The organism is Streptomyces sp. NPDC033136 (genome assembly GCF_055578235.1).
Map to the genome: position 1 here is coordinate 136,307 of NZ_JBVIPD010000007.1, position 21,470 is coordinate 157,776.

The 21,470-nt window shown below is 71.7% G+C and carries 20 protein-coding genes; 14 read left to right on the forward strand and 6 right to left on the reverse strand.

The annotated features are described in order from the left end of the window. Positions 1-102 precede the first annotated feature (102 nt). The 6 genes from lnt (at position 103) to betT (ending at position 7,302) form a co-directional block, all read left to right on the forward strand. The gene (gene lnt, locus ACZ5TL_RS15630; protein WP_468590206.1) at positions 103-1,719 is read left to right on the forward strand and encodes an apolipoprotein N-acyltransferase; all 1,617 of its coding nucleotides are present in this window, start codon (positions 103-105) and stop codon (positions 1,717-1,719) included. Between the two features lie 233 nt (positions 1,720-1,952). Beyond that, positions 1,953-2,432, forward strand: a complete 480-nt coding sequence (locus ACZ5TL_RS15635; RefSeq protein WP_468590207.1) for an NUDIX hydrolase — start codon at positions 1,953-1,955, stop codon at positions 2,430-2,432. 116 nt (positions 2,433-2,548) lie between these two features. Beyond that, positions 2,549-2,992 carry a hypothetical protein gene (locus ACZ5TL_RS15640; protein ID WP_468590209.1) on the forward strand — a complete coding sequence of 148 codons (444 nt, stop codon included), beginning with the start codon at positions 2,549-2,551 and terminating at the stop codon, positions 2,990-2,992. A gap of 186 nt (positions 2,993-3,178) precedes the next feature. Beyond that, positions 3,179-3,460, forward strand: coding sequence for a BBE domain-containing protein (locus ACZ5TL_RS15645; RefSeq protein WP_468590211.1), 282 nt, complete (start codon positions 3,179-3,181; stop codon positions 3,458-3,460). Positions 3,461-3,503: 43 nt separating this feature from the next. After that, complete coding sequence (gene betA, locus ACZ5TL_RS15650) at positions 3,504-5,162, forward strand: choline dehydrogenase (RefSeq protein WP_468590213.1); 1,659 nt, start codon at positions 3,504-3,506, stop codon at positions 5,160-5,162. Positions 5,163-5,166: 4 nt separating this feature from the next. Continuing rightward, positions 5,167-7,302, forward strand: coding sequence for a choline BCCT transporter BetT (betT, locus tag ACZ5TL_RS15655; RefSeq protein ID WP_468590214.1), 2,136 nt, complete (start codon positions 5,167-5,169; stop codon positions 7,300-7,302). A gap of 81 nt (positions 7,303-7,383) precedes the next feature. Here the strand turns inward: betT and ACZ5TL_RS15660 are convergent, their stop codons facing one another. After that, entirely contained in the window at positions 7,384-9,060 is a 1,677-nt protein-coding gene (locus tag ACZ5TL_RS15660; RefSeq protein WP_468590215.1) for an NAD-dependent malic enzyme, read from the reverse strand. A 405-nt stretch (positions 9,061-9,465) separates the two neighbouring features. Between ACZ5TL_RS15660 and ACZ5TL_RS15665 the strand changes: the two genes are divergently transcribed. The 8 genes from ACZ5TL_RS15665 to hypA all read left to right on the forward strand — a co-directional run bounded on the left by ACZ5TL_RS15665 (position 9,466) and on the right by hypA (position 15,896). Continuing rightward, positions 9,466-10,986: a hypothetical protein gene (locus ACZ5TL_RS15665; RefSeq protein ID WP_468590216.1), complete on the forward strand. Its 1,521-nt coding sequence runs from the start codon at positions 9,466-9,468 to the stop codon at positions 10,984-10,986. Further along, positions 10,986-12,074 carry an NADH-quinone oxidoreductase subunit B family protein gene (locus ACZ5TL_RS15670; protein WP_468590217.1) on the forward strand — a complete coding sequence of 363 codons (1,089 nt, stop codon included), beginning with the start codon at positions 10,986-10,988 and terminating at the stop codon, positions 12,072-12,074. Before ACZ5TL_RS15665 ends, ACZ5TL_RS15670 begins: the two co-directional genes overlap by 1 nt. 63 nt (positions 12,075-12,137) lie before the next feature. After that, positions 12,138-13,931 carry a nickel-dependent hydrogenase large subunit gene (locus ACZ5TL_RS15675; RefSeq protein ID WP_468590218.1) on the forward strand — a complete coding sequence of 598 codons (1,794 nt, stop codon included), beginning with the start codon at positions 12,138-12,140 and terminating at the stop codon, positions 13,929-13,931. Beyond that, entirely contained in the window at positions 13,924-14,460 is a 537-nt protein-coding gene (locus tag ACZ5TL_RS15680; protein ID WP_468590220.1) for a NifU family protein, read from the forward strand. Before ACZ5TL_RS15675 ends, ACZ5TL_RS15680 begins: the two co-directional genes overlap by 8 nt. Then, positions 14,457-15,053 (forward strand): DUF5947 family protein, encoded by a 597-nt coding sequence (locus ACZ5TL_RS15685; RefSeq protein ID WP_468590221.1) that lies wholly within the window; start codon positions 14,457-14,459, stop codon positions 15,051-15,053. Before ACZ5TL_RS15680 ends, ACZ5TL_RS15685 begins: the two co-directional genes overlap by 4 nt. Positions 15,054-15,095: 42 nt before the next feature. Further along, complete coding sequence (locus tag ACZ5TL_RS15690) at positions 15,096-15,302, forward strand: hypothetical protein (protein WP_468590222.1); 207 nt, start codon at positions 15,096-15,098, stop codon at positions 15,300-15,302. A gap of 80 nt (positions 15,303-15,382) precedes the next feature. Next, the gene (locus ACZ5TL_RS15695) at positions 15,383-15,532 is read left to right on the forward strand and encodes a hypothetical protein (RefSeq protein WP_468590223.1); all 150 of its coding nucleotides are present in this window, start codon (positions 15,383-15,385) and stop codon (positions 15,530-15,532) included. A gap of 7 nt (positions 15,533-15,539) precedes the next feature. Then, on the forward strand, positions 15,540-15,896 hold the full coding sequence (hypA, locus tag ACZ5TL_RS15700) for a hydrogenase maturation nickel metallochaperone HypA (protein ID WP_468590224.1): 357 nt from the start codon (positions 15,540-15,542) through the stop codon (positions 15,894-15,896). A gap of 40 nt (positions 15,897-15,936) precedes the next feature. Here the strand turns inward: hypA and hypE are convergent, their stop codons facing one another. Genes hypE through hypB form a run of 5 tightly spaced genes read right to left on the reverse strand, consistent with a single transcriptional unit; the run spans position 15,937 to position 21,470 of the window. Further along, a complete protein-coding gene (gene hypE / locus ACZ5TL_RS15705; protein ID WP_468590225.1) occupies positions 15,937-17,007 on the reverse strand; it encodes a hydrogenase expression/formation protein HypE in 1,071 nt (356 codons plus the stop codon). Continuing rightward, positions 17,000-18,142, reverse strand: a complete 1,143-nt coding sequence (gene hypD, locus ACZ5TL_RS15710) for a hydrogenase formation protein HypD (RefSeq protein ID WP_468590226.1) — start codon at positions 18,140-18,142, stop codon at positions 17,000-17,002. Before hypD ends, hypE begins: the two co-directional genes overlap by 8 nt. Beyond that, positions 18,139-18,420 carry a HypC/HybG/HupF family hydrogenase formation chaperone gene (locus ACZ5TL_RS15715; RefSeq protein ID WP_468590228.1) on the reverse strand — a complete coding sequence of 94 codons (282 nt, stop codon included), beginning with the start codon at positions 18,418-18,420 and terminating at the stop codon, positions 18,139-18,141. The genes hypD and ACZ5TL_RS15715 overlap by 4 nt, the downstream gene beginning before the upstream one ends. A gap of 3 nt (positions 18,421-18,423) precedes the next feature. After that, entirely contained in the window at positions 18,424-20,736 is a 2,313-nt protein-coding gene (hypF, locus tag ACZ5TL_RS15720; protein WP_468590229.1) for a carbamoyltransferase HypF, read from the reverse strand. Beyond that, the gene (gene hypB, locus ACZ5TL_RS15725) at positions 20,733-21,470 is read right to left on the reverse strand and encodes a hydrogenase nickel incorporation protein HypB (RefSeq protein ID WP_468590230.1); all 738 of its coding nucleotides are present in this window, start codon (positions 21,468-21,470) and stop codon (positions 20,733-20,735) included. Before hypB ends, hypF begins: the two co-directional genes overlap by 4 nt.

Here is a 21,470-nt window from a genome sequence, read left to right on the forward strand (position 1 = left end):
GGACCGCCCGGGGTCCGTGCTCCCGGCCTCCGTACGGCGTGGTCGTGGCTCCTCCGTGGACCGCGCTGTCGGCCTCGACGTCATGCGACTTACACTCCGGGAGTGACCGTCACCGCAACCTCCGTCGGCGAGTCGGACCAGCTGGAGCGGCGCGTCGCGCCCGGGGCGCGGGCGTGGGCCCGGCGGCTCGTGCGTCTCGTTCCGGCCGCCGCAGCCGCGCTCTCCGGCCTGCTCCTCTACGTCAGCTTCCCGCCCCGCACCCTGTGGTGGCTGGCCCTCCCGGCCTTCGCCGTCTTCGCCTGGGTGCTGCGCGGCCGCGGCTGGAAGGCGGGGTTCGGCCTCGGCTACCTCTTCGGGCTCGGCTTCCTGCTGCCCCTGCTGGTGTGGACCGGAGTGGAGGTCGGACCGGTCCCCTGGATCGCCCTCGTGGCGATCGAGGCGGTCTTCGTCGCCCTGGTCGGCGCGGGTGTCGCGGTCGTGTCGAAGCTGCCGGGCCGGCCGGTGTGGGCCGCCGCCGTGTGGATCGCCGGCGAGGCGGCACGCGCGCGTGTGCCCTTCGAGGGGTTCCCCTGGGGGAAGGTCGCGTTCGGGCAGGCGGACGGGGTGTTCCTGCCGCTCGCCGCGACGGGCGGCACCCCGGTGCTCGGTTTCGCCGTCGTCCTGTGCGGCTTCGGTCTCTTCGAGGTCGTCCGCCTGGCTGTGGCGTGGCGGCGGACCGGGACGGTGCGGCGCGCCGCGGCCGCCGTGGGCCTGCTGAGTCTGGTCGTCCCCGTGGTGGGCGCTGTGGCGGCCCGGCCGCTGGTCGGCGACAAGGCAGAGGACGGCAGCGTGACCGTCGCGGTGATCCAGGGCAACGTGCCCCGGGCGGGGCTGGAGTTCAACGCCCAGCGGCGGGCCGTGCTCGACTACCACGCGCGCGAGACGGAACGCCTGGCCGCGGAGGTCGAGGCCGGCAAGGCCGCACGGCCCGACTTCGTGCTGTGGCCGGAGAACTCCTCGGACGTCGACCCGTTCGCCAACCCCGACGCCCGTGCCGTGATCGAGTCGGCGGCCGAGGCCATCGGCGTGCCCATCTCGGTCGGCGGGGTCGTGGAGCGGGACGGCAAGCTGTACAACGAGCAGATCCTGTGGGACCCGGTGAAGGGCCCCGGCGACACCTACGACAAGCGCCAGATCCAGCCGTTCGGCGAGTACCTCCCGCTGCGCTCGCTCATCGGGGCGATCAACAAGAACTGGACGGAGATGGCCCGCCAGGACTTCAGCCGGGGCACCAAGCCGGGCGTGTTCACCATGGCCGGGGCCAAGGTCGGTCTCGTCACCTGCTACGAGGCCGCCTTCGACTGGACCGTGCGCTCCGAGGTCACCGACGGCGCCCAGCTGATCTCCGTGCCCAGCAACAACGCCACCTTCGACCGCAGCGAGATGACCTACCAGCAGCTCGCCATGTCCCGCGTCCGCGCGGTCGAGCACAGCCGGACCGTGGCGGTGCCGGTGACCAGCGGAGTCAGCGCCTTCATCATGCCGGACGGGAGGATCACCCAGAAGACCGGCATGTTCGTGGCCGACTCGCTGGTGCAGAAGGTGCCGCTGCGGTCCTCGCTGACCCCCGCCACGCGGCTCGGTGTCCTGCCGGAGATCGCCCTCCTGCTGGTCGCGGCCGGCGGACTCGGCTGGGCGGTCGGCGCCGGCCTACGCGGGCGACGCACGGGTGACGTGTAGCCGTACGCCGGTCGCACACCGCCCGAATCGCGCCGGGCTGCCGGAACCGGCCCCTCAGGGGTCCTTTGACCATGAGCGTCCGGTCAGGTCGCGTGGTCTGGTGCCGTGCATCGCAAGGCGCCGGAAAGCCCTTGTAGCGGAGCTACCAGGGTTTTCCGGCAACGCGGCGAGGCGCGGTGCCAGACCACGCGACCCGGGCGGGCATAGTGACAGGACCCCTTAGGGTCGGCGGCATGGCTACTCCCGACTTCATCCGCACCCTCCGCGCCTCGGCCGGTCATCAGCTGCTCTGGCTCCCCGGGGTCACCGCCCTCGTCTTCGACGACGAGGGCAGAGTCCTGCTCAACCGCCGGGCCGACACGCGCCGGTGGTCCGTGATCGGTGGCATCCCGGACCCGGGGGAGCAGCCCGCGGCGTGCGCGGTGCGGGAGGTCTACGAGGAGACGGCCGTGCGCTGTGTCGCCGAACGGGTCGTCGTCGTCCAGGCACTGAACCCCGTCACGTACGAGAACGGCGACACCTGCCAGTACATGGACATCACCTTCCGCTGCCGGGCTGTCGGCGGCGAGGCCCGGGTCAACGACGACGAGTCGCTGGACGTGGCCTGGTTCGGCATCGACGCCCTGCCCGAGCTGAACGAGTTCGGCCTGCTCCGGATCAAGCAGGCCCTGTCGGACGCCCCCACCTGGTTCGACGCCACGGCCTCCGGCTGAACCAGGGCGGGCACCGTGGAACCGCACGTCCCGGACCTCTCCGGAGGGCACGGGCGCCGTCCGCGGTCACCGCGTAGGCTGCCCACAGGGACTCGTCGCCGCTCGCGGGAGCACTCATGGCCGCCGTTGATCCGCGTACGCAGGGGTGCGAGGCGTACGAGCGGCTGGCGTGGCGGGACGCGTACGAGCACCTCTCGGCCGCCGACCAGCAGGGCCCGCTGGAGGCGGAGGACCTCGACCGGATGGCGCGGGCGGCCTACCGGGAACTCACCGCGGACGCTCCCCGCGAGCTGACCGCGGTGGCGGTCGTCCGGCTCGCCCCGCCCGCACCGTTCGTCCCGGAGCCGTGGCACCTCAAGCCTGTCGCCGCCCTGCTCGTGTGCCACAGCGGCGCGAACGCCGAGGCCGACCTCGCCCCGCTGCGTGCCCTTGGAGAGCCGGTCTTCGGCCTGATCGGTGCGAAGCCGTACGTGGCTCAGCAGTCGATGCTCGACGCGATGGAGCCCAAGGGCCTGAACCAGTACTGGAAGGCCGAGTTCCTCCCCGGCTGCCGGGCGTGACTACCTCCCGGCCTTCCGGGACGCGGCGCTGGAGGTCGCGTCCCCCTGTCCTTCTCCGTCATCTTCCATCTCGAGGGCGCGCTGAACGAGGCCGACGCCGACGGCGGAGCCGTAGGCAACCGGGAAGCCCGGTTCATCAGCGGCTTCTCCGGAGTGTGGCCTCCGCAGGCCGAGGGTGACGGGGTCGTGGCCGCCGTCCGCAAGGGATGGGAGAGGATCCGTCCGTTCTCGACCGGTGGGAACTACGTCAACTTCCAGCTGTCGGAAGACGACGCCACCCGAACCGCCGACGCGTACCGGGGCAACTACGAGCGTCTCCGTCAGATCAAGGCGCGGTACGACCCGGACAACGTCTTCCGCGTCAACCGCACATCAGGCCGGACAGCTGGACGTAGCAGTCCTGCGGTCCTTTTCCGGTTGAGCCGAATGCAGCCGCACCGTGGTGCGCCGGAGATCCCCGCCGCTTAGCTTTGGGGTGACGCAACGTAGTGGAATGAATCCGAGGAGCGGCATGGGCCGGACGGAGTACGACTACATCATCGTCGGCGGCGGCTCGGCCGGATGCGCGCTGGCCAATCGGCTCAGCGCGGACCGGGAGAACAAGGTCCTCGTACTGGAGGCCGGCCGACCCGACTGGATCTGGGACATCTTCACGCACATGCCCGCCGCGCTGACGATGGTCATCGGAAATCGTTTCTACGACTGGTGCTACGCATCGGAGCCTGAGCCGTTCATGAACGGCCGCCGCGTCACCCAGGGCCGGGGGAAACTGCTCGGCGGATCGAGTTCCATCAACGGGATGATTTTCCAGCGCGGAAATCCCATGGACCTGGAGCGCTGGGCGGCCGACCCGGGCATGGAGACCTGGGACTACGCGCACTGCCTGCCGTACTACAAACGCATGGAGCACTGCGTGGCCGGGGCAGACGAGTGGCGCGGCCAGGGCGGCCCGCTGTGGCTGGAGCGCGGTCCGGCGGGGAACCCGCTGTTCTCCGCGTTCCTCGAGGCGGCGCAGCAGGCCGGCTACCCGCTGACCTCCGATGTCAACGGCTACCGCCAGGAGGGCTTCGCCCGCTTCGACCGCAACATCCGGCGGGGTCGTCGCTGGTCGGCCGCCCGTGCCTACCTCCACCCGGTGAAGAAGAGGCCGAACCTGACGGTGCAGTGCTTCTCACAGGTGGACCGCGTGCTGTTCAAGGGCAAGCGCGCGGTGGGTGTGGACTACCGCAGGTGGGGCCGGGAACGCCGGCGGGCCTTCGGCGGCGAGGTGATCCTCTGCGGAGGCGCCATCAACACACCGCAGCTGCTGCAGCTGTCCGGGATCGGCAACCCCGACGAACTGCGGCCGCTGGGCGTCGACATGGTGCACGAGCTGCGCGGGGTCGGCGAGAACCTCCAGGACCACCTCGAGGTCTATGTGCAGCACGCCTGCAAACTGCCGATCTCGTACAACCCGTCGCTCAAATGGTCCCGGCGGCCCGCGATCGGTCTCCAGTGGCTGCTTTTCCGCACCGGACCGGCGGCGACCAACCATTTCGAGGCAGGCGGGTTCGTACGCGGCAACGACGTCGTGCGCTATCCCAACCTGATGTTCCACTTCCTGCCCATCGCGGTCCGCTACGACGGCACGCCGGTGAATGCCGAGCACGGCTACCAGGTGCACATCGGGCCCATGTACTCGGATGTGCGCGGGTCGGTGAAAATCAAGTCCCGGGATCCGAGGGTGTATCCGGCGCTGAGGTTCAATTACCTGTCCACCCCCAACGACCGGAAGGAATGGGTGGAGGCGATCCACGTCGCGCGCGACATCCTGTCCCAGCCGGCCTTCGCCCTGTACGACGCGGGCGAGTTGTCACCGGGCCCCGGGGTCGAGACGGACGAGGAGATCCTGGAGTGGGTCGCCCGCGACGCCGAGACCGCGTACCACCCTTCCTGCACCGCCCGCATGGGTGTCGACGAGATGTCGGTGCTGGACCCCACCTCCATGCGGGTGCACGGCGTCGACGGGCTGCGCGTCGTCGACGCGTCCGCGATGCCGTATCTCACGAACGGAAACATCTACGCGCCGGTGATGATGCTCGCCGAGAAGTCGGCCGACCTCATCCTCGGCAACACCCCCCTGCCCCCGGCTACAGCCGGCTTCCACCGGCACAGCACACAGGAGAGCTGACACCGTGTCGAACGACGGAGGAAGCGGCGGCGTGCCGGAGCCGCAGGACCCGGCAGCGGCTGTCACCGGCCCGGGGAGGGAGAGCAGGCTCAAGCCTGTCGTCTTCTTCGGGTCGTCCGTGCTCATCCTCGCCATCTCGATCTGGGCGATCATCACCCCGTCGGGCGCCGAGAGCACCATCGGCGTCGTGGTGGACTGGATCTCCTCGGTGTTCGGCTGGTACTACTTCCTCGCCGCCACCCTGTATCTGCTGTTCGTCGTGTTCGTGGCGGCGTCCCGGTACGGAGCCATCAAGCTGGGGCCGCAGCACTCCACCCCCGACTACGGGTTGTTCGCCTGGGCCACCATGCTGTTCGCGGCGGGTATCGGCATCGACCTGATGTTCTTCTCCGTCGCCGGGCCGGTCAGCCACTACCTCGCCCCGCCGGAGGGCGACCCGGAGACCGTCGAGGCAGCGCGGCAGGCGGTGGTGTGGACCCTGTTCCACTACGGCATCACCGGGTGGGCGATGTACGCGCTGATGGGCATGACGCTCGGCTACTTCGCCTTCCGCTACAACCTTCCACTGGCGATCCGGTCCGCGCTGTACCCGATCATCGGCAAGCGCATCCACGGCGGGATCGGTGACGCGGTCGATCTCGCGGCCATCATCGGCACCGTCTTCGGCATCTCCGTGTCGCTCGGCATCGGCGTCGTGCAGTTGAACTACGGGCTGACCTTCCTCTTCGACATCCCCCAGGGGACCGCCGCGCAGATCGGCCTGATCGCCGTCGCCGTGGTCATGGCCACGGTGTCCGCCGTGGCGGGTGTGGACCGGGGCATCAGACGGCTGTCCGAGCTCAACGTCGTGCTCGCCGTCATCCTGATGCTCTACATGCTGTTCGTCGACAGCCCGATCCGGATCCTCAACAGCCTCATCCTCAACATCGGCGACTACGTCAGCCGCTTCCCCTCGATGACGCTGAACACCTTCGCCTACGACCAGCCGACCGACTGGCTCAATGCCTGGACGCTGTTCTTCTGGGCCTGGTGGGTCGCCTGGGCGCCGTTCGTCGGGCTGTTCCTGGCGAGGATCTCGCGCGGCCGCACCATCCGGCAGTTCGTCGCGGCGACGCTGGTCATCCCGTTCCTGTTCACGCTCACCTTCCTGTCCGTCTTCGGCAACAGCGCGCTGGGCCTGGTACGGGCAGGCAACACCGAATTCGGCGAGACCGCCGCCAACACCCCCGAACAGGGCTTCTACGAACTGCTCGCGCAGTTCCCCGGAGCCACGTTCAGCGCCGGACTGGCCACCTTCGTCGGCCTGCTGCTCTACGTCACCTCGGCGGACTCCGGCGCCCTGGTGATGAGCAACCTCAGCTCGCACCTGCGCACCCCGCTCACCGACGCGCCCGCCGTGGTGCGCATCTTCTGGGCGGGAGCGACCGGCCTGCTGACCCTGGCCATGCTCCTCGTCGGGGGTGTGGCGGCGCTGACCGACGCGACGATCATCATGGGCCTGCCGTTCTCGTTCGTGATGTTCCTGATCATCTGGGGCTTGTACAAGGCGTTGCGCATCGAACGGATGCGGGAGGACGCGCTCACCACCACCCTGCCGTCGTCGCTGTCCGGGCGGATGGTGCAGGCCGGCCGGGGCGCGGACTGGACCTGGCGGCAGCGCCTGGCCAGGGCGATGAGCTTCCCCAGCCACCGGACGGCGGTGAGATTCGTCGAGGAGGCATGCCGCCCCGCGTTCGAGGACGTCGCCGGGGAGCTGAGCCGGCAGGGCGCGGAGGCGGCGATCGTCGAGGGGACCGACGAGGCGAACGGCCTCCCGCACCTGGAGCTGCGCGTCCCGATGGGCGGCAACGAGGTCTTCACCTACCGCGTGCGGCCGGTCGAGGTGCCCACCCCGACGTTCGCCCACCGAGTGGTCACCGAACACGACACCTATGTGCGGTTCGAAGTCCACCTCGCCGAGGGCAGCCAGGGTTACGACGTGATGGGCTACAGCAAGGAGCAGCTCATCGGCAACATCCTCGACCAGTACGAGCGGCACCTGGAGTTCCTGCGGCTGCACCGGGAGGCCACCGCCCGCTCGGCGCTGCCCGATCACCGGCCCGACACGGCCGAGGCGCACCTGCCCGACAAGGAGGTCTGAGGTGCGGGCTGAGCTGTGTCCGAGCCCAGGGCGAGGCCGCGGGCCACGTCATCGACCTGGCGAAGGTCACGCAGGCGGCGCTCAGTCCGCGTAGCGCGGCGCCCACTGCGCCCGCGCGATCGCCTCGCGCAGTTCCTCCTGAGAGGCCTGCGGGGCCACCCCGTCCTCGACGGCGGCGAGGGCCGCGGCCAGGGCGATCTCCCGTGCGGACTCGCGCATGCCGGCCAGGGGCGGCAGCAGCGGCACGGGACCGTCGACGCCGTCCGCCGCCCGCACCGCGCACTCGGCGACGGCCCGTGCGGCGGCCACGAGCATCCGGTCGGTGACACGCGTGGCCCCGCTCGCGGTCACCGCGAGGCCCATGGCGGGGAAGACGTACACGTTGTTCGACTGCGCCACCGGCACCTCGTGCCCGTCCACCGTCAGCGGCGGGTAGGGCGAACCGGTGGCGATCAGGGCCCGGCCGTCGGTCCAGCGGGTGAGGTCCGCGGGCGCGGCCTCGGAGTGGGAGGTGGGGTTGGAGAGCGGGAAGACGACGGGCCGCTCGCAGGTCGAGGCCATCCGCCGCACGATCTCCTCGGTGAACGCGCCATGAGCCGTCGACAGCCCGATGAGCGCCGTCGGCTCCACACGGCGCACCACTTCGGCGAGACCGGTGCCGTCCCAGCCGCTCACCTCGCTGTCGTCGCGCGCGAACGCGCGCTGCTGCGGCGTCAGTCCGGAGCGCGAGGACACCAGCAGGCCGTCGACGTCGAGGATCCAGAACCGTGCCGTGGCCTCGTCCTTGGACAGACCCTCGTCGATCATCGCCGTACGGATCATGTCGGCGACGCCGATGGCGGCCGACCCCGCGCCCAGGATCACCATCCGCTGCTCGGGCAGCGGGGTGCCGGCCACATCCGCCGCGGTGGACAGGGCGCCGAGCGTGACGGCCGCGGTGCCCTGGATGTCGTCGTTGAACGTGAGCAGCCGGTCGCGGTAGCGCTCCAGGATCGGGAGGGCGTGCGCGGTGGCGAAGTCCTCCCACTGCAGCAGCGTGCCGGGCAGTTCCGCCTCGACCGCCGACACGAACGCCTCGATCATCTCGTCGTACTCGGCGCCGGTCAGCCTGCGGGCGCGCCGGCCCAGGTAGCGGGGGTTGCCGAGCAGGTCCTCGTTGTCGGTGCCGACGTCCAGCAGGACCGGCAGGGTGCGGGCCGGGTGGATGCCGCCGATCGCCGTGTAGAGGCTGAGCTTGCCGACCGGGATGCCCATGCCGCCGACGCCCTGGTCGCCCAGGCCGAGGATGCGCTGGCCATCGGTGACGACGATGACGTCCACGTCCTGGCCGTGGTGCGGGCGATTGCGCAGGATGTCCCGGAAGCGGTGCCGGTCCTCCCACGTCAGGAAGAGCCCGCGCGGCCGCCGGTAGATCTCGCTGAACCGCTGACAGGCCTCACCCACCGTCGGCGTGTAGACGACGGGCAGCAACTCCTCCAGGCACTCGGTCACCAGGCGGTAGAACAGCACCTCGTTGGTGTCCTGCAACTGCCGCAGGTAGATGTGCCGGTTGAGGGGCTTGTCGTAGCCGTGGAACGCCTCGTAGGCGCGGGCGACCTGCTCGTCCAGGGTCTCCACGGCGGGCGGCAGCAGTCCGTCGAGCCCGAGTGCCTCGCGTTCGCTGCGGCTGAAGGCGGTGCCCTTGTTGACCAGCGGGTCGGCCAGGGCCGTGACGGCGGGGCTCGTGGTGGGGCGGGGGAGGTTCTTCGGCTGGTCCATGTGTGACGCCTTCCCGCGACCGGCCGGTTCGTGCGAGTGACGTGTGCCATCCGGATGAACCGCCGGGCTGCCGCGAAGCCTTCCCTCGGCCACCGACGCGTTCCGCCGTGCCGCCCCGTCCACCCCTCCGTAGGGCACATCGAGCCCCAACGCCCGACAGGGGACGGGGACATGCGTTGACGACGCCTCGGACCCGGGCCGCGCCGACCGGTTCCGGGAACAGCACCGGCCCGTCGCGCGCCCTGCCGCCGACAGGCCGTCGTCGGGTCCGCAACGCGGGCCCGGGCAACTCCGTCGCGATGAACCCGAACGGCCCACTGCCGCTGCGCCTGAGGAGGCAAGAGGGCATGAGCGGTGTGACCGTGGTGGAAGGGATGCGCGTGCACACCGGGACGAGGAGGAGCGATGGCGCAGGCACTGGCCGAGGGTGGCACGGGAAGCGCTGCCCCGAGGGACGGCGCGGATGGTTCCCCGGGCGTCTTCGAGCAGCTCAGCGCCGTCGCCGACGCCGTCCTCTACGAGGGCTACCTCCTGTACCCCTACCGCCGCTCCTCGGCCAAGAACCGCGTCCGCTGGCAGTTCGGAGTGCTGTTCCCCCGGGACTGGGCCGAGGCGGACGGGCCCGTCGTCCCCGGTGTCTCCGGCTCCGCCGACTCCTGGTACCAGCAGACCGAGTGCCTGCTGCGGCTCCGACGGCCCGGCAGCGCCTGTGTCCGGGTGCGGGTCCGATACCTCCAGATGCAGCGCAAGCAGGTGGAGGACACCGGCCACCACCCCGTCGAGTCGCTGCGCGCCGACGACGGCGCGGTGCATCTGACCTTCGACGAGGCCGTACCGCGTGAAGCCGGCGTCGAGGTTCCGCTCGACGAGCTCCTGCGCGGCGGACGCACCGTCGCCGTGGGCGCCCCGGCGGGTGCGGACATCGAGCCGCTGCCCGCGGGCGCCGGGCGGGTGGTGCGGCGCCGCGAGGAGGTACGGGCCGAGACCACCGTCACCGCCGAGCGGCTCGCGGACGACCTCTGCCGCCTGCGCGTGCGGACCACGAACACCGCGCCCGCATCCGAACCACGCACCCCGCGTGACGAGGCCCTGCGCCGGGCCCTCATCGCCACCCACACGCTCATCGGCGGCGACGGCGTGGAGTTCGTCTCCCTGACCGATCCGCCGGCGGACCTGCGAGCCCCCGCACGCGCCTGCCGGAACGAGTTCACCTTCCCCGTCCTCGGCGGTGCGGCCGGGGACCCCGGACGCGTCCTGCTGTCCGCGCCGATCATCCTGCCCGACCACCCCCAGGTGGCCCCCGAGAGCCCGGGCGACCTGCACGACGCCGCCGAGATCGACGAGATCCTCACGCTGCGCACCATGCTGCTGACCGACGAGGAGAAGCGCGAGGCGCGGGCCACCGACCCGCGGGCGGCGGCGATCCTCGACCGCGTCGACACCATGCCGCAGGAGGTCTTCGAACGGCTGCACGGCGCCGTACGCTCCCTCGCACCGGCAGCCCCCGTGACTCCCACACCCGCAGACCGCCCCGCCTGGTGGCAGGAGGGCGCCGACGACGGTCTCTCCCCGGCCACCGACACCGTGCTCGTCGACGGCGTCCCCCTCGGCAGCGGCAGCCGCGTACGGCTTCACCCCCGGCGACGCGGCGCCGACGCCCAGGACATGTTCCTGGCCGGCCGGACCGCCGAGGTCGCCGCCGTCTTCCACGACGTGGACGGCAGCATGCACCTCGCCGTCACCCTCGACGACGACCCCGCGGCCGAACTGCACACCTGGTACGGCCGATTCCACTACTTCCGGCCCGACGAGCTCGAACCCCTCGGGCCCGCCGGTTCCCCGGACGAGCCGTCGGCACCGGCTCCCGCCGCGGCCCCCTCGCGGCACCCGACCGACTCCGAGACCCCCGCAGCGGAGGCCGAGTGATGACCACGCACAGCAGCACCACCGAAGTCAGCAAGGAACCCGACCGGACCGAGGAACGGCAGGGCATGGAGGAGATCCACATCCTCTGGATCTCCGAAGGCATGAGCTGCGACGGCGACACCGTCTCCCTCACCGCCGCCGACCAGCCCTCCATCGAGGACCTGGTGCTCGGACTGATCCCGGGCCTGCCCAAGGTGAACCTCGTCAACAAGGTGCTCTCCCCGAGCCTGGGGGGCGAGGACTTCCTTGCCCCCTACCGGGCGGCCGTACGCGGCGAACTCGGCCCGTTCATCCTCGTCATCGAGGGCTCGATCCCGAACCAGAACATCATCGAGGGCGACGGTTACTGGACGTCCTTCGGCAACGACCCGGAGACGGGCGAGCCGCAGACCCTCAACTGGTGGATCGACCAACTGGCCCCCAAGGCCTGGGCGGTGGTCGCCGCCGGCACCTGCGCCACCTTCGGCGGCATCCACGCGATGTCGGGCAACCCCACCGGCTGCATGGGCCTGGCCGACTACCTGGGCTGGGACTACACCTCCCAGGGCGGCCTTCCCGTGGTCAACGTGCCCGGCTGCCCGATCCAGCCCGAGAACTTCATGGAGACCCTGGTCTGGGTCCTCTACCACGCGGCCGGCTCCGCGCCCCCGCCCCCGCTGGACCACATGCTGCGCCCGCAGTGGCTGTTCGGGAAGACGGTCCACGAGGGCTGCGACCGCGGCTCGTACTACGAGCAGGCCAGCTTCGCCAAGGACTACAACTCACCCAAGTGCCTGGTCAAGGCGGGCTGCTGGGGTCCGGTCGTCAACTGCAACGTGCCCAAGCGCGGCTGGATGGCCGGCATCGGCGGCTGCCCCAACGTCGGCGGCATCTGCATCGGCTGCACGATGCCCGGCTTCCCCGACGCGTTCATGCCGTTCATGGACGAGCCCCCGGGCAGCACCCTGTCGTCCATGGTCATCAAGCCGTACGGGTCCGTCATCCGCCGGCTGCGCGGCATGACCAACGAACTGGTCAACCACGAACCCCGGTGGCGCCACAACAAGCGCAAGCTGACCAGCGGTTACGACCCGCGCTGGCGGCCCTGAGCCGGGCGGCACGCACGTCACGACCCCACCCCACACCACCGACAGCGAGGGGCAGTACCACAGATGACCACCACCGAGGCCCGGCCCACCGAGCGCAAACCACCACAGCTCGTGGACATGTCCTGGGATCCGATCACCCGGATCATCGGGAACCTGGGCATCTACACGAAGATCGACTTCGCCAACCGGGAAGTCGTGGAATGCCACAGCACCTCGTCGCTCTTCCGCGGCTACTCGGTGTTCATGAAGGGCAAGGACCCGCGCGACGCGGGCTTCATCACGTCCCGGATCTGCGGCATCTGCGGCGACAACCACACCACCTGCTCCGACTACGCCCAGCAGATGGCCTACGGCGTCAAGCCGCCCCCGCTGGCCGAGCACATCGTCAACCTGGGCGAAGCCGCCGAGTACATGTTCGACCACACGATCTTCCAGGACAACCTGGTCTTCGTGGACTTCTGCGAGGCGATGGTCAAGGCCACCAACCCAGGTGTCCTGGCCCGCGCCGAACGCACCGAGGCCCCCCGCGGCGACATCCACGGCTACCGCACCATCGCCGACATCATGAAGGCCTTCAACCCCTTCGAGGGAGAGGTCTACAAAGAGGCCCTGAAGGTCAGCCGGGTCACCCGCGAGATGTTCTGCCTCATGGAGGGGCGGCACGTCCACCCGTCCACGCTCTACCCGGGCGGCGTCGGCACGATGCCGCAGCCGACCGTCTTCACCGACTACCTCAGCCGCCTCATGCGGGTCATCGACTTCGTGAAGAAGGCCGTCGCGATGAACGACGACGTCTTCGACTTCTTCTACGAGGCGCTGCCCGGCTACGAGGAGGTCGGCCGCCGCCGCGTCCTGCTGGGCTGCTGGGGCGCCTTCCAGGACCCCAAGGTCGTCGACTACCGCTACGAGTCGATGAACACCTGGGGCAAGGCGATGTACGTCACCCCCGGCATCATCGTCGACGGCGAACTGGTCACCAACAACCTCGTCGACATCAACCTCGGCCTGCGGATCATGCTCGGCAGCTCGTACTACGAGGACTGGGTGAACGAGCAGCCCTTCGTCACGCACGACCCGCTCGGCAACCCCGTCGACATGCGCCACCCGTGGAACCAGACCACCGTCCCGGTGCCGCAGAAGCGCGACTTCGACGACAAGTACAGCTGGGTGATGAGCCCCCGCTGGTTCGATCAGCGCACCGGCGACCACCTCGCCCTCGACACCGGCGGCGGCCCGCTCGCCCGCCTGTGGACGACCGCGCTGAGCGGCCTGGTCGACACCCCGTACGTGAAGTCCACCGGCCACAGCGTGCGGATCTCCCTGCCCAAGGGCGAGTCCCTGCCGGAGACCACCCTGGAGTGGCGCATCCCGCGGTGGAGCAACACCATCGAACGCGACCGCGCCCGGCCGTACTTCGTCGCCTACGCGGCCGCGATGGCCCTGCAGTTCATCGAAGAGGCCATGGGGCTCGTGCGTGCGGGCGAGACCAAGGTGTTCGAGAACTACGAGGTGCCCGACGAGGCGATCGGCTGCGGCTTCCACGAGGCGGTGCGCGGCGTCCTCTCCCACCACTTGGTGATCAAGGACAAGAAGATCGCCAACTACCACCCGTACCCGCCCACTCCGTGGAACGCCAGCCCCCGCGACATGTACGGCACCCCCGGCCCGTACGAGGACGCCGTCCAGGGCCAGCCCATCTTCGAGGAGAACGGGCCGGACGACTTCAAGGGCGTCGACATCATGCGCACCGTCCGCAGCTTCGACCCCTGTCTGCCGTGCGGCGTGCACATGTACGTCGGCAAGGGCAAGACCCTCACCACCCTGCACTCGCCGACGTACGGGGCGAACCATGGCTGAGGCCGCCACCGCACGGCTGGCGGACCCGGACGTCGAGGCCCGGCTCGCCCGGCTCGACGAGGTGCTGGAAAGCCTCACACCCCTGCCCGGCGCCGCCACGGAGGCGGTCCGGCTGCTGACCGAGGTCTACGGCGAGGCCCTGGCCCGCGTCCTGGACGAGGCGGACGAGCAACTGGCGGAACGCCTGGCCGACGACGAGCTGCTGGGACACCTGCTGGTGCTGCACGACATCCACCCCGAGCCCGCCGAGCGCCGGGCGGCCCGCGCCGTCGAACGGCTGCGTCCCGCCGTGCGGGAGCGCGGCGGTGACGTGGAGTGGGCCGGTGTCGAGGACCAGGTCGCCCGGGTGCGCCTGACGACGGGCGGCTGCGGTTCCGGCTGCGGCGGCCAGGGCTCCGAGGTCACCGACGCGGTCCGGGAGGCGGTGCTCGCCGTCGCACCCGAGCTGACGGCGGTGGAGCCCCTGCCGAGCACGCCGGACCCCGCGTTCGTGCCCCTGACTACGCTGACGCGCCGAGGCGCGCAGTGACCACCGACGGGGCACTGGCCCGCCTCATCCGCTCCGCGGCCGACCGTACGGCGGCGGCCGCGCTGGAGAGGTGCGACCTGTGCGCCGCGCCGGTCGCCGACGAGCACCCCCACCTGTACGACACCGGGCAGGAGGAGGTGCGCTGCGCCTGCGGCCCCTGCTCGGTGCTGTTCGCCGAGGCCAAAGCCGGGGACGGGCAGTACCGGCTCGTGCCCCGGCGCCGGGTCCGCCTGCCCCACGTCGACACCGCCGTGCTGGGCGTACCCGTCGGCCTGGTGTTCTTCGTGCCCCGGGCGGACGGCACCGTCACCGCCCAGGGCCCGAGCCCGGCCGGGGCCATGCGGTGGGAGGTGGACGCGGCGGCCTGGAAGGAACTGGCCGGGACGTGTCCGCAGCTCGCCGGCGTGGCACCCGAGGTGGAGGCGCTGCTGGTGAACACCGTCCACGGCCTGGACCACCACTGGATCGTGCCGATCGACGACTGCTACCGCATGGTCGCCGTGGTACGCCGGGAGTGGCGCGGCCTGTCCGGCGGAGGCCGGATCTGGCCGGCCGTGGAGCGGTTCTTCGAGGACCTCACCGAGCGGTCATGACCACGCACTCCGCAGGTCGGAGGCGAGGAAGGAGAGCACCCCATGGGCAGCATCAGAGTGGGCAGGGCCCAGGCCAGGCCCGACACGCCCGGCCACGTCGCCGGCCTGCACCAGGGCAACCAGGGCCGGTACGACGACCAGGTCGGGCACCACGAGGACGGCACCGCCGACGCGCGCCGCTCCACGGGAATCCACTGGAAGCGGCATGACGCCCTCGCGGAGACCATGCCGAACATCTCGCCGGGATGAGGGCCGTGAACAGAGAACAGGGAGTCGCCGCAATGAAGGTCCGACGAGCACGCAGACCCGTCGCGCGCAGGCGGGGCGGGATGAGCGGACAGCGGGTGCTGAAGGCCGAGGCCGTCCTGGTGGGCGGTGCGGTCCTGGCACTGTTGTGCTGGGAGTATCCCAGCCTGAGGCGGGAGCTGCGGATCTGGCGGATGTCGGGCGGCTTCCGCTCCGGCCACCGCTACCCGTGAGCCGGCCGTGCACGAACTGTCGATCGCGACCGCGATCATCGAGCGGGCCGGCGAGCTGGCCCGGGCGGACGGGAGGGGCGCCGTCTCGGCGGTGACCGTCCGGGTCGGCGAGCTGGCGGGCGTCGTCCCCGACGCCCTCGATTTCGCCTTCGAGGTGGCCCGCGACGGCACGTCCCTCGCCGGGGCACGGCTCGTGGTCGAACAGGTCCCCGCGCAGGCCTGGTGCGGCCCGTGCGCCGAGGAGTTCCCGGTGGGCATGCCCCCGTTCTTCTGGTGCCCGCGCTGCGACCAGCCCTCCAACGACCTGCGCAGCGGCCGGGAGCTGGAGATCACCGGGATCGAGCCGTCACCGGCCACGGCATAACGAAGGGCCCCGCCCGTACGGCGGGGCCCTGTCGCGCCGGTCAGCAGATACGCGGCAACTGCTCCCCGAGCGGCAGATCCACCACCCGGGTCCCGCCCAGGCCGGTGGCGACCACCACCATCCCGGGGTGATCGGCGACGCACTCGCCGATCAGCGTGGCCCCGGCGCCCTGCGGATGGGCCCGCATCGCGGCCAGCACCTCCTCCGCCTGTGACTGCGGCACGAAGGCCACCAGCCGGCCCTCGTTGGCGACATAGAGGGGGTCGAGCCCCAGGAAGCCGCAGGCGTTCGCCACCGCGTCCGGCACCGGAACGGCCCGCTCCCGCAGCCGGACCCCGGTCCCGGAGGCACGGGCGATCTCGTTGAGGGACGCGGCCAGACCACCCCGGGTGGGGTCGCGCAGCACATGGATGTCCGCAGTGACGGCCAGCATCGCCGCCACCAGATCCGCCAGTGGCGCGGTGTCGCTGGCGACCTCCACCCCGAACTCCAGCCCCTCTCGGACACTCATGATCGCCACCCCGTGGAGCCCGATCGGCCCGCTGACGATGACCGCGTCACCGGGCCGCGCACGCTGGGGCCGGATGTCCACCCCGTCGGGCACGAGCCCCACGCCGGCGGTGGTGACGTAGACGCCGTCGCCGTGGCCGGACTCCACGACCTTGGTGTCACCCGTGGCGATCGTGACCCCCGCGGCCTCGGCCGCCGCACCCATCGCGCGCGCGATCCGCTCGACGACCGCCAGCCCGACGCCTTCCTCCAGCACGAAGGCGGCGGAGAGGTACGCGGGCCGCGCACCGCTCATCGCCAGGTCGTTGACCGTGCCGTTGACCGCGAGGTCGCCCAGGCTGCCGCCGGGGAAGAACAGCGGCCGCACGACGTAGGAGTCGGTGGAGAAGGCGAGCCGCGCGCCGCCCAGTTCGAGGACGGCCGAGTCGGCGAGACCGGCCAGGGTGGCGTTGCCGTAGGCGGGAGTGAAGATCTGCTCCATCAGCTCCGCCGACAGCGCCCCGCCCCCGCCGTGGCCCATCACCACGACACCCTGGTCGCGCAGCGGGGCGGGGCAGGCCCAGTTGGCAGGGTCGACCACATCGGCGAGCTGCTCAGCCAACGGGAGCCACCTCCTCCTGTGCGGCCCCGCCGGCCTGCGGCGCCGGGGCGTTCATGCGGCGGTACAGGTAGTAGGCCGCGCAGGCGCCCTCGCTGGAGACCATGGTGGCGCCGAGCGGGGTGCGCGGGGTGCAGGTGGTGCCGAACGCGGCGCACTCGGTCGGCTTGATCAGCCCCTGGAGCACCTCACCGCTGCGGCACTCGGCCGGCTCCTCGGTACGGATCCCGCTGACGTCGAAGCGGTGCTCGGCGTCGTACGGGCGGAAGGCGTCGGTCAGTTTCCAGCCGCTGGCCGGGATCCGCCCGATGCCCCGCCAGGACCGGTCGGTCACCTCGAACACCTCCTCGATCATGCGCATCGCGGCCGGGTTGCCGTCCTCGCGCACGGCACGGGGGTAGGCGTTCTCCACCCGGTGCTCACCGTGCTCCAGCTGGCGGACCGCCCGGCGGATGCCCTCCAGGATGTCCAGCGGCTCGAACCCGGTCACCACCATCGGCACACCGAACCGCTCGGCCAGCTGCGGGTACTCCGCCATGCCCATCACGCTGCACACGTGCCCGGCGGCCAGGAAGCCCTGCACGCGGCACTCGGGCGCCGTCATGATCGCCTCGATGGCCGGGGGCACCCGCACATGCGACACCAGCAGGCTGAAGTTGGTCAGGCCGAGGCGCCTCGCCTGGTGCACGGCCATCGCGTTGGCCGGGGCCGTGGTCTCGAAGCCGATCGCGAAGAACACCACCTCCCGGTCCGGGTGGCGGCGGGCCAGCTCCAGGGCGTCGAGCGGCGAGTACACCACGCGGACGTCGCCGCCCTCGCCCTTGACCCGGAACAGGTCGCGGTCGGTGCCCGGCACGCGCAGCATGTCGCCGAAGGAGCAGAAGATCACCCCGGGCCGTGCGGCGATCTCCAGCGCCTTGTCGATGACCTCCAGCGGCGTGACACACACGGGGCAGCCGGGGCCGTGGATCAGCTCCACCTGCTCGGGAAGCAGTTGGTCGATGCCGTGCCGGATGATCGAGTGGGTCTGCCCGCCGCACACCTCCATCAGGGCCCACGGCCGGGTCGCGGTGGCACGGATCTCGTCCAGCAGCCGCCGGGCCAGATCGGGGTCGTTGAACTCGTCGATGTACTTCACGCCGTTCCCGCCTCCTTCGCCGCCTGCTCCCAGGCGTCGCCGAACTCCTCCTCCAGCAGCCCCAGTTCCTCGAACAGCTTCAGCGAGGCCAGGGCGGACTCCTCGTCGAGGCGCTGCAGCGCGAAGCCGACGTGCACGATGACGTACTCACCCACCCGCACCTCGGGCACGTACGCCAGGCACGCCTGTTTCTGCACGCCGCCGAAGTCGATCAGCCCGGTGAGCGGATCCGCGCTGTCGTCGATGGCCACGACCTTGCCGGGCACTGCCAAACACATGGGTCACTCCTCCTGTCGTAGGTGCGCCGCGACCACCAGCTGGCCGAGGGCCAGCCCGCCGTCGTTCGGCGGGACTTCGCCGTGGCGTAGCACCGCGAAGCCGTCTGAGGCCAGCAGCCGTACGCACTCCTCCTCCAGCAGCGCGTTGGCGAAGACCCCGCCGCTGAGGGCGACGGTGGCCAGGCCGGTGTCCTGGCGCGCCCGCCGGCAGATCCCCGCGACGGCCCGCGCCACCGCACGGTGGAAGCGGGCGGCGAGCACGGGGGCCGGGGTGCCGCGCCGCAGATCGGCTGCCAGCGCGGCCAGCACGGGTGCCGGGTCCAGATCACCGGCGAAGGCGTACGCCGAGCCGTCGGCGTCCCACGCCGAAGCGGCCGCCGCCTCCAGCTCCAGGGCGGCCTGGGCCTCGTAGCCCGCGCGATGGCACACACCCGCCAGGGACGACACGGCGTCGAAGAGACGGCCCATGCTGGAGGTCGCCACACAGGCCAGCCCGCTCGGCAACTGCCGCTCCAGAACCGTTAGTTCCTCGGACGTGCAGGCGGCCACGCAAGGCAGGTCGGCGTCCCACGGCAGGCCCGCGGCCCACAGCCGGGCCAGGGCCAGACGGCACGGGTTGGCCACTCCCGCGTCGCCGCCGGGCAGCGGGGCGGGGGCGAGGTGGGCGTAGCGCCGGAAACCGCGGTAGTCGGCGAGCAGGATCTCGCCGCCCCAGACCGTGCCGTCGTCGCCGTAGCCCGTGCCGTCGAAGGCGACCCCGATCACGGGGGTGGTGCCCTCCAGGCCGTGTTCGGCCATCGCCGAGGCGAGGTGTGCGTGGTGGTGCTGGACGAGTGCGGGGGCGTGCCCGGTCAGCCGGGCGGCCCAGCGCGCCGAGTGGTACCCGGGGTGCCGGTCGGCGGCGACGAGTTCGGGGCTGACGCCGGTCAGGCACCGCATCTGTGCCGCTGCCCGCCGGGCCGCCTCCAGCGTGGCCAGATCGCCCATGTCGCCGATGTGCGGGCCGAACCAGGCCTGGTCACCCTCGCCGAGACACAAAGCGTTCTTCAGGTCGCCGCCCACGGCGAGCGCCGGACGCACCGGGACCGGCAGGCGCAGCGGGCGGGGCACGTACCCCCGGGAGCGGCGCAGCACCTGTGCGGTGCCGTCGGGGCGCACCCGCAGCAGGGAGTCGTCGCAGGGCGAGGCGATGGGCCGGTCGTGGGCGAGCCAGGCGTCGGCGAGACCGGCCAGGCGGGTCAGCGCCTCGTCGTCGTCCGTGACGATGGGTTCCCCGGAGCGGTTGCCGCTGGTCATGACCAGCACGCGCGGACCGGGCGGATCACCGGGCAGGCCGAACAGCAGCGTGTGCACCGGGGTGTAGGGGAGCATGACGCCGAGGTGCGGGCTGCCGCGGCACACGCCGGGCGCGAGACCCGTCGCCCCGGCACGCCGGCGGAGCAGGACGATGGGGCGCCGGGGGCCGGTGAGGGCGGCCTGTTCGGGTGCGGACAGCTCGGCGATCCGCCGTACGGTGTCCAGGTCCGCGCACATCACCGCGAACGGTTTGCCGCCGCGGGCCTTGCGCGTGCGCAGGGTGCCGACGGCCCGCGCGTCGGTGGCGTCGCACGCCAGGTGGTATCCGCCGAGGCCCTTGACGGCGACGACCCGCCCGGCGGCCAGCAGCGCCCGCGCCGCCGCGAGGGCACCTGCGTCACACGCCGGGCGGACCTCGCTCCCCGGCGCCGGCAGCAGGCGCAGCCGGGGGCCGCAGCGCGGGCAGGCCACGGGCTGGGCGTGGAAGCGCCGGTCTAGAGGATCGCCGTACTCCCGGGCGCAGTCGGCACACATCGGGAAGCCGGCCATGGTCGTCACCGCCCGGTCGTACGGCATGCCCGTGGCGATGGTGAAGCGGGGCCCGCAGTGGGTGCACGTGACGAACGGGTGCCGGTGCCGGCGGTCCGCCGGATCGGTCAGTTCCCGCAGGCAGTCCGCGCAGGTCGCCGTGTCGGGCGGGAGGAGGGTGCGGCCGGGGGAGCGGTCGGTGGAACGGATACCGAAGACGCCGTCGGCGCCGGTGACGGGCAGGTCCTCGACCCCGACGCCGGTGACGGTGGCCAGCGGCGGAGCCTCAGCCGCCAGCCGGTCGCAGAACCCGGCGACGCCCTCCGGCGGGCCCTCCACCTCGATGAGGACCCCGTTCGCCGTGTTGCTGACGAAGCCCGCGAGGGCCAGGTCGGTGGCCAGGCGGTGTACGAAGGGGCGGAAGCCCACGCCCTGCACGGTGCCGCGCACGGTGACGCGGCGGCGCACCGCCTGGGCGGGGGGCGCGGTCACGAGACGAGGCCGGCTTCGGCGCCCTCGTGGGTGTGGGTGTGCGGGCGGGGCGCCAGCGGAGGCCGGTGCACCGGGGCCCCGTCCCGCACGGCGAGCACCCGCTCCAGCAGGGCGTCGACGCCGGCGCCGCTGCGGGCGCAGGAGCGCAGCACCTCCACCCCTGGGTTGACCCGCTGGACATGGCCGTCGAAGGCGGTCTCGTCGAACCCGGCGGGTCCGGACAGGTCGGTCTTGGTCAGCACCACCAGATGGGCGGAACCGAAGGCCGTCGGGTACTTCAGCGGCTTGTCCTCGCCCTCCGTCACCGCCATGAGCACGATCCGCAGACGCTCGCCGAGGTCGTAGGACGCCGGGCAGACCAGGTTGCCCACGTTCTCCACGAACAGCAGCGAGGTGTCCTCGGGCAGCCAGCTCTCCACGTGCCCGCGCAGCTGCCGTGCCTCCAGGTGGCACAGCCCGTCGGTCAGCAACTGCTTCACCGGCGCTCCGGAACGGGCCAGCCGGTCGGCGTCGTTCTCGGTCGCCAGGTCGGCGGTGAGCGCGGCCACCGGAAGGTTCCGCTCCACCGCCCTGGCCAGCACCCGCCCGAGCAGTTCGGTCTTGCCGCTGCCCGGGCTGGACAGCAGGTTCACCACACTCACCCCGCGCCGGGCCAGCTCCTCGCGCAGGCCCGCGGCCAGACCGTCGTTCTTCGCCAGGACGGCCTGAGTGGCCTCGTCCACGGAATCGCACAT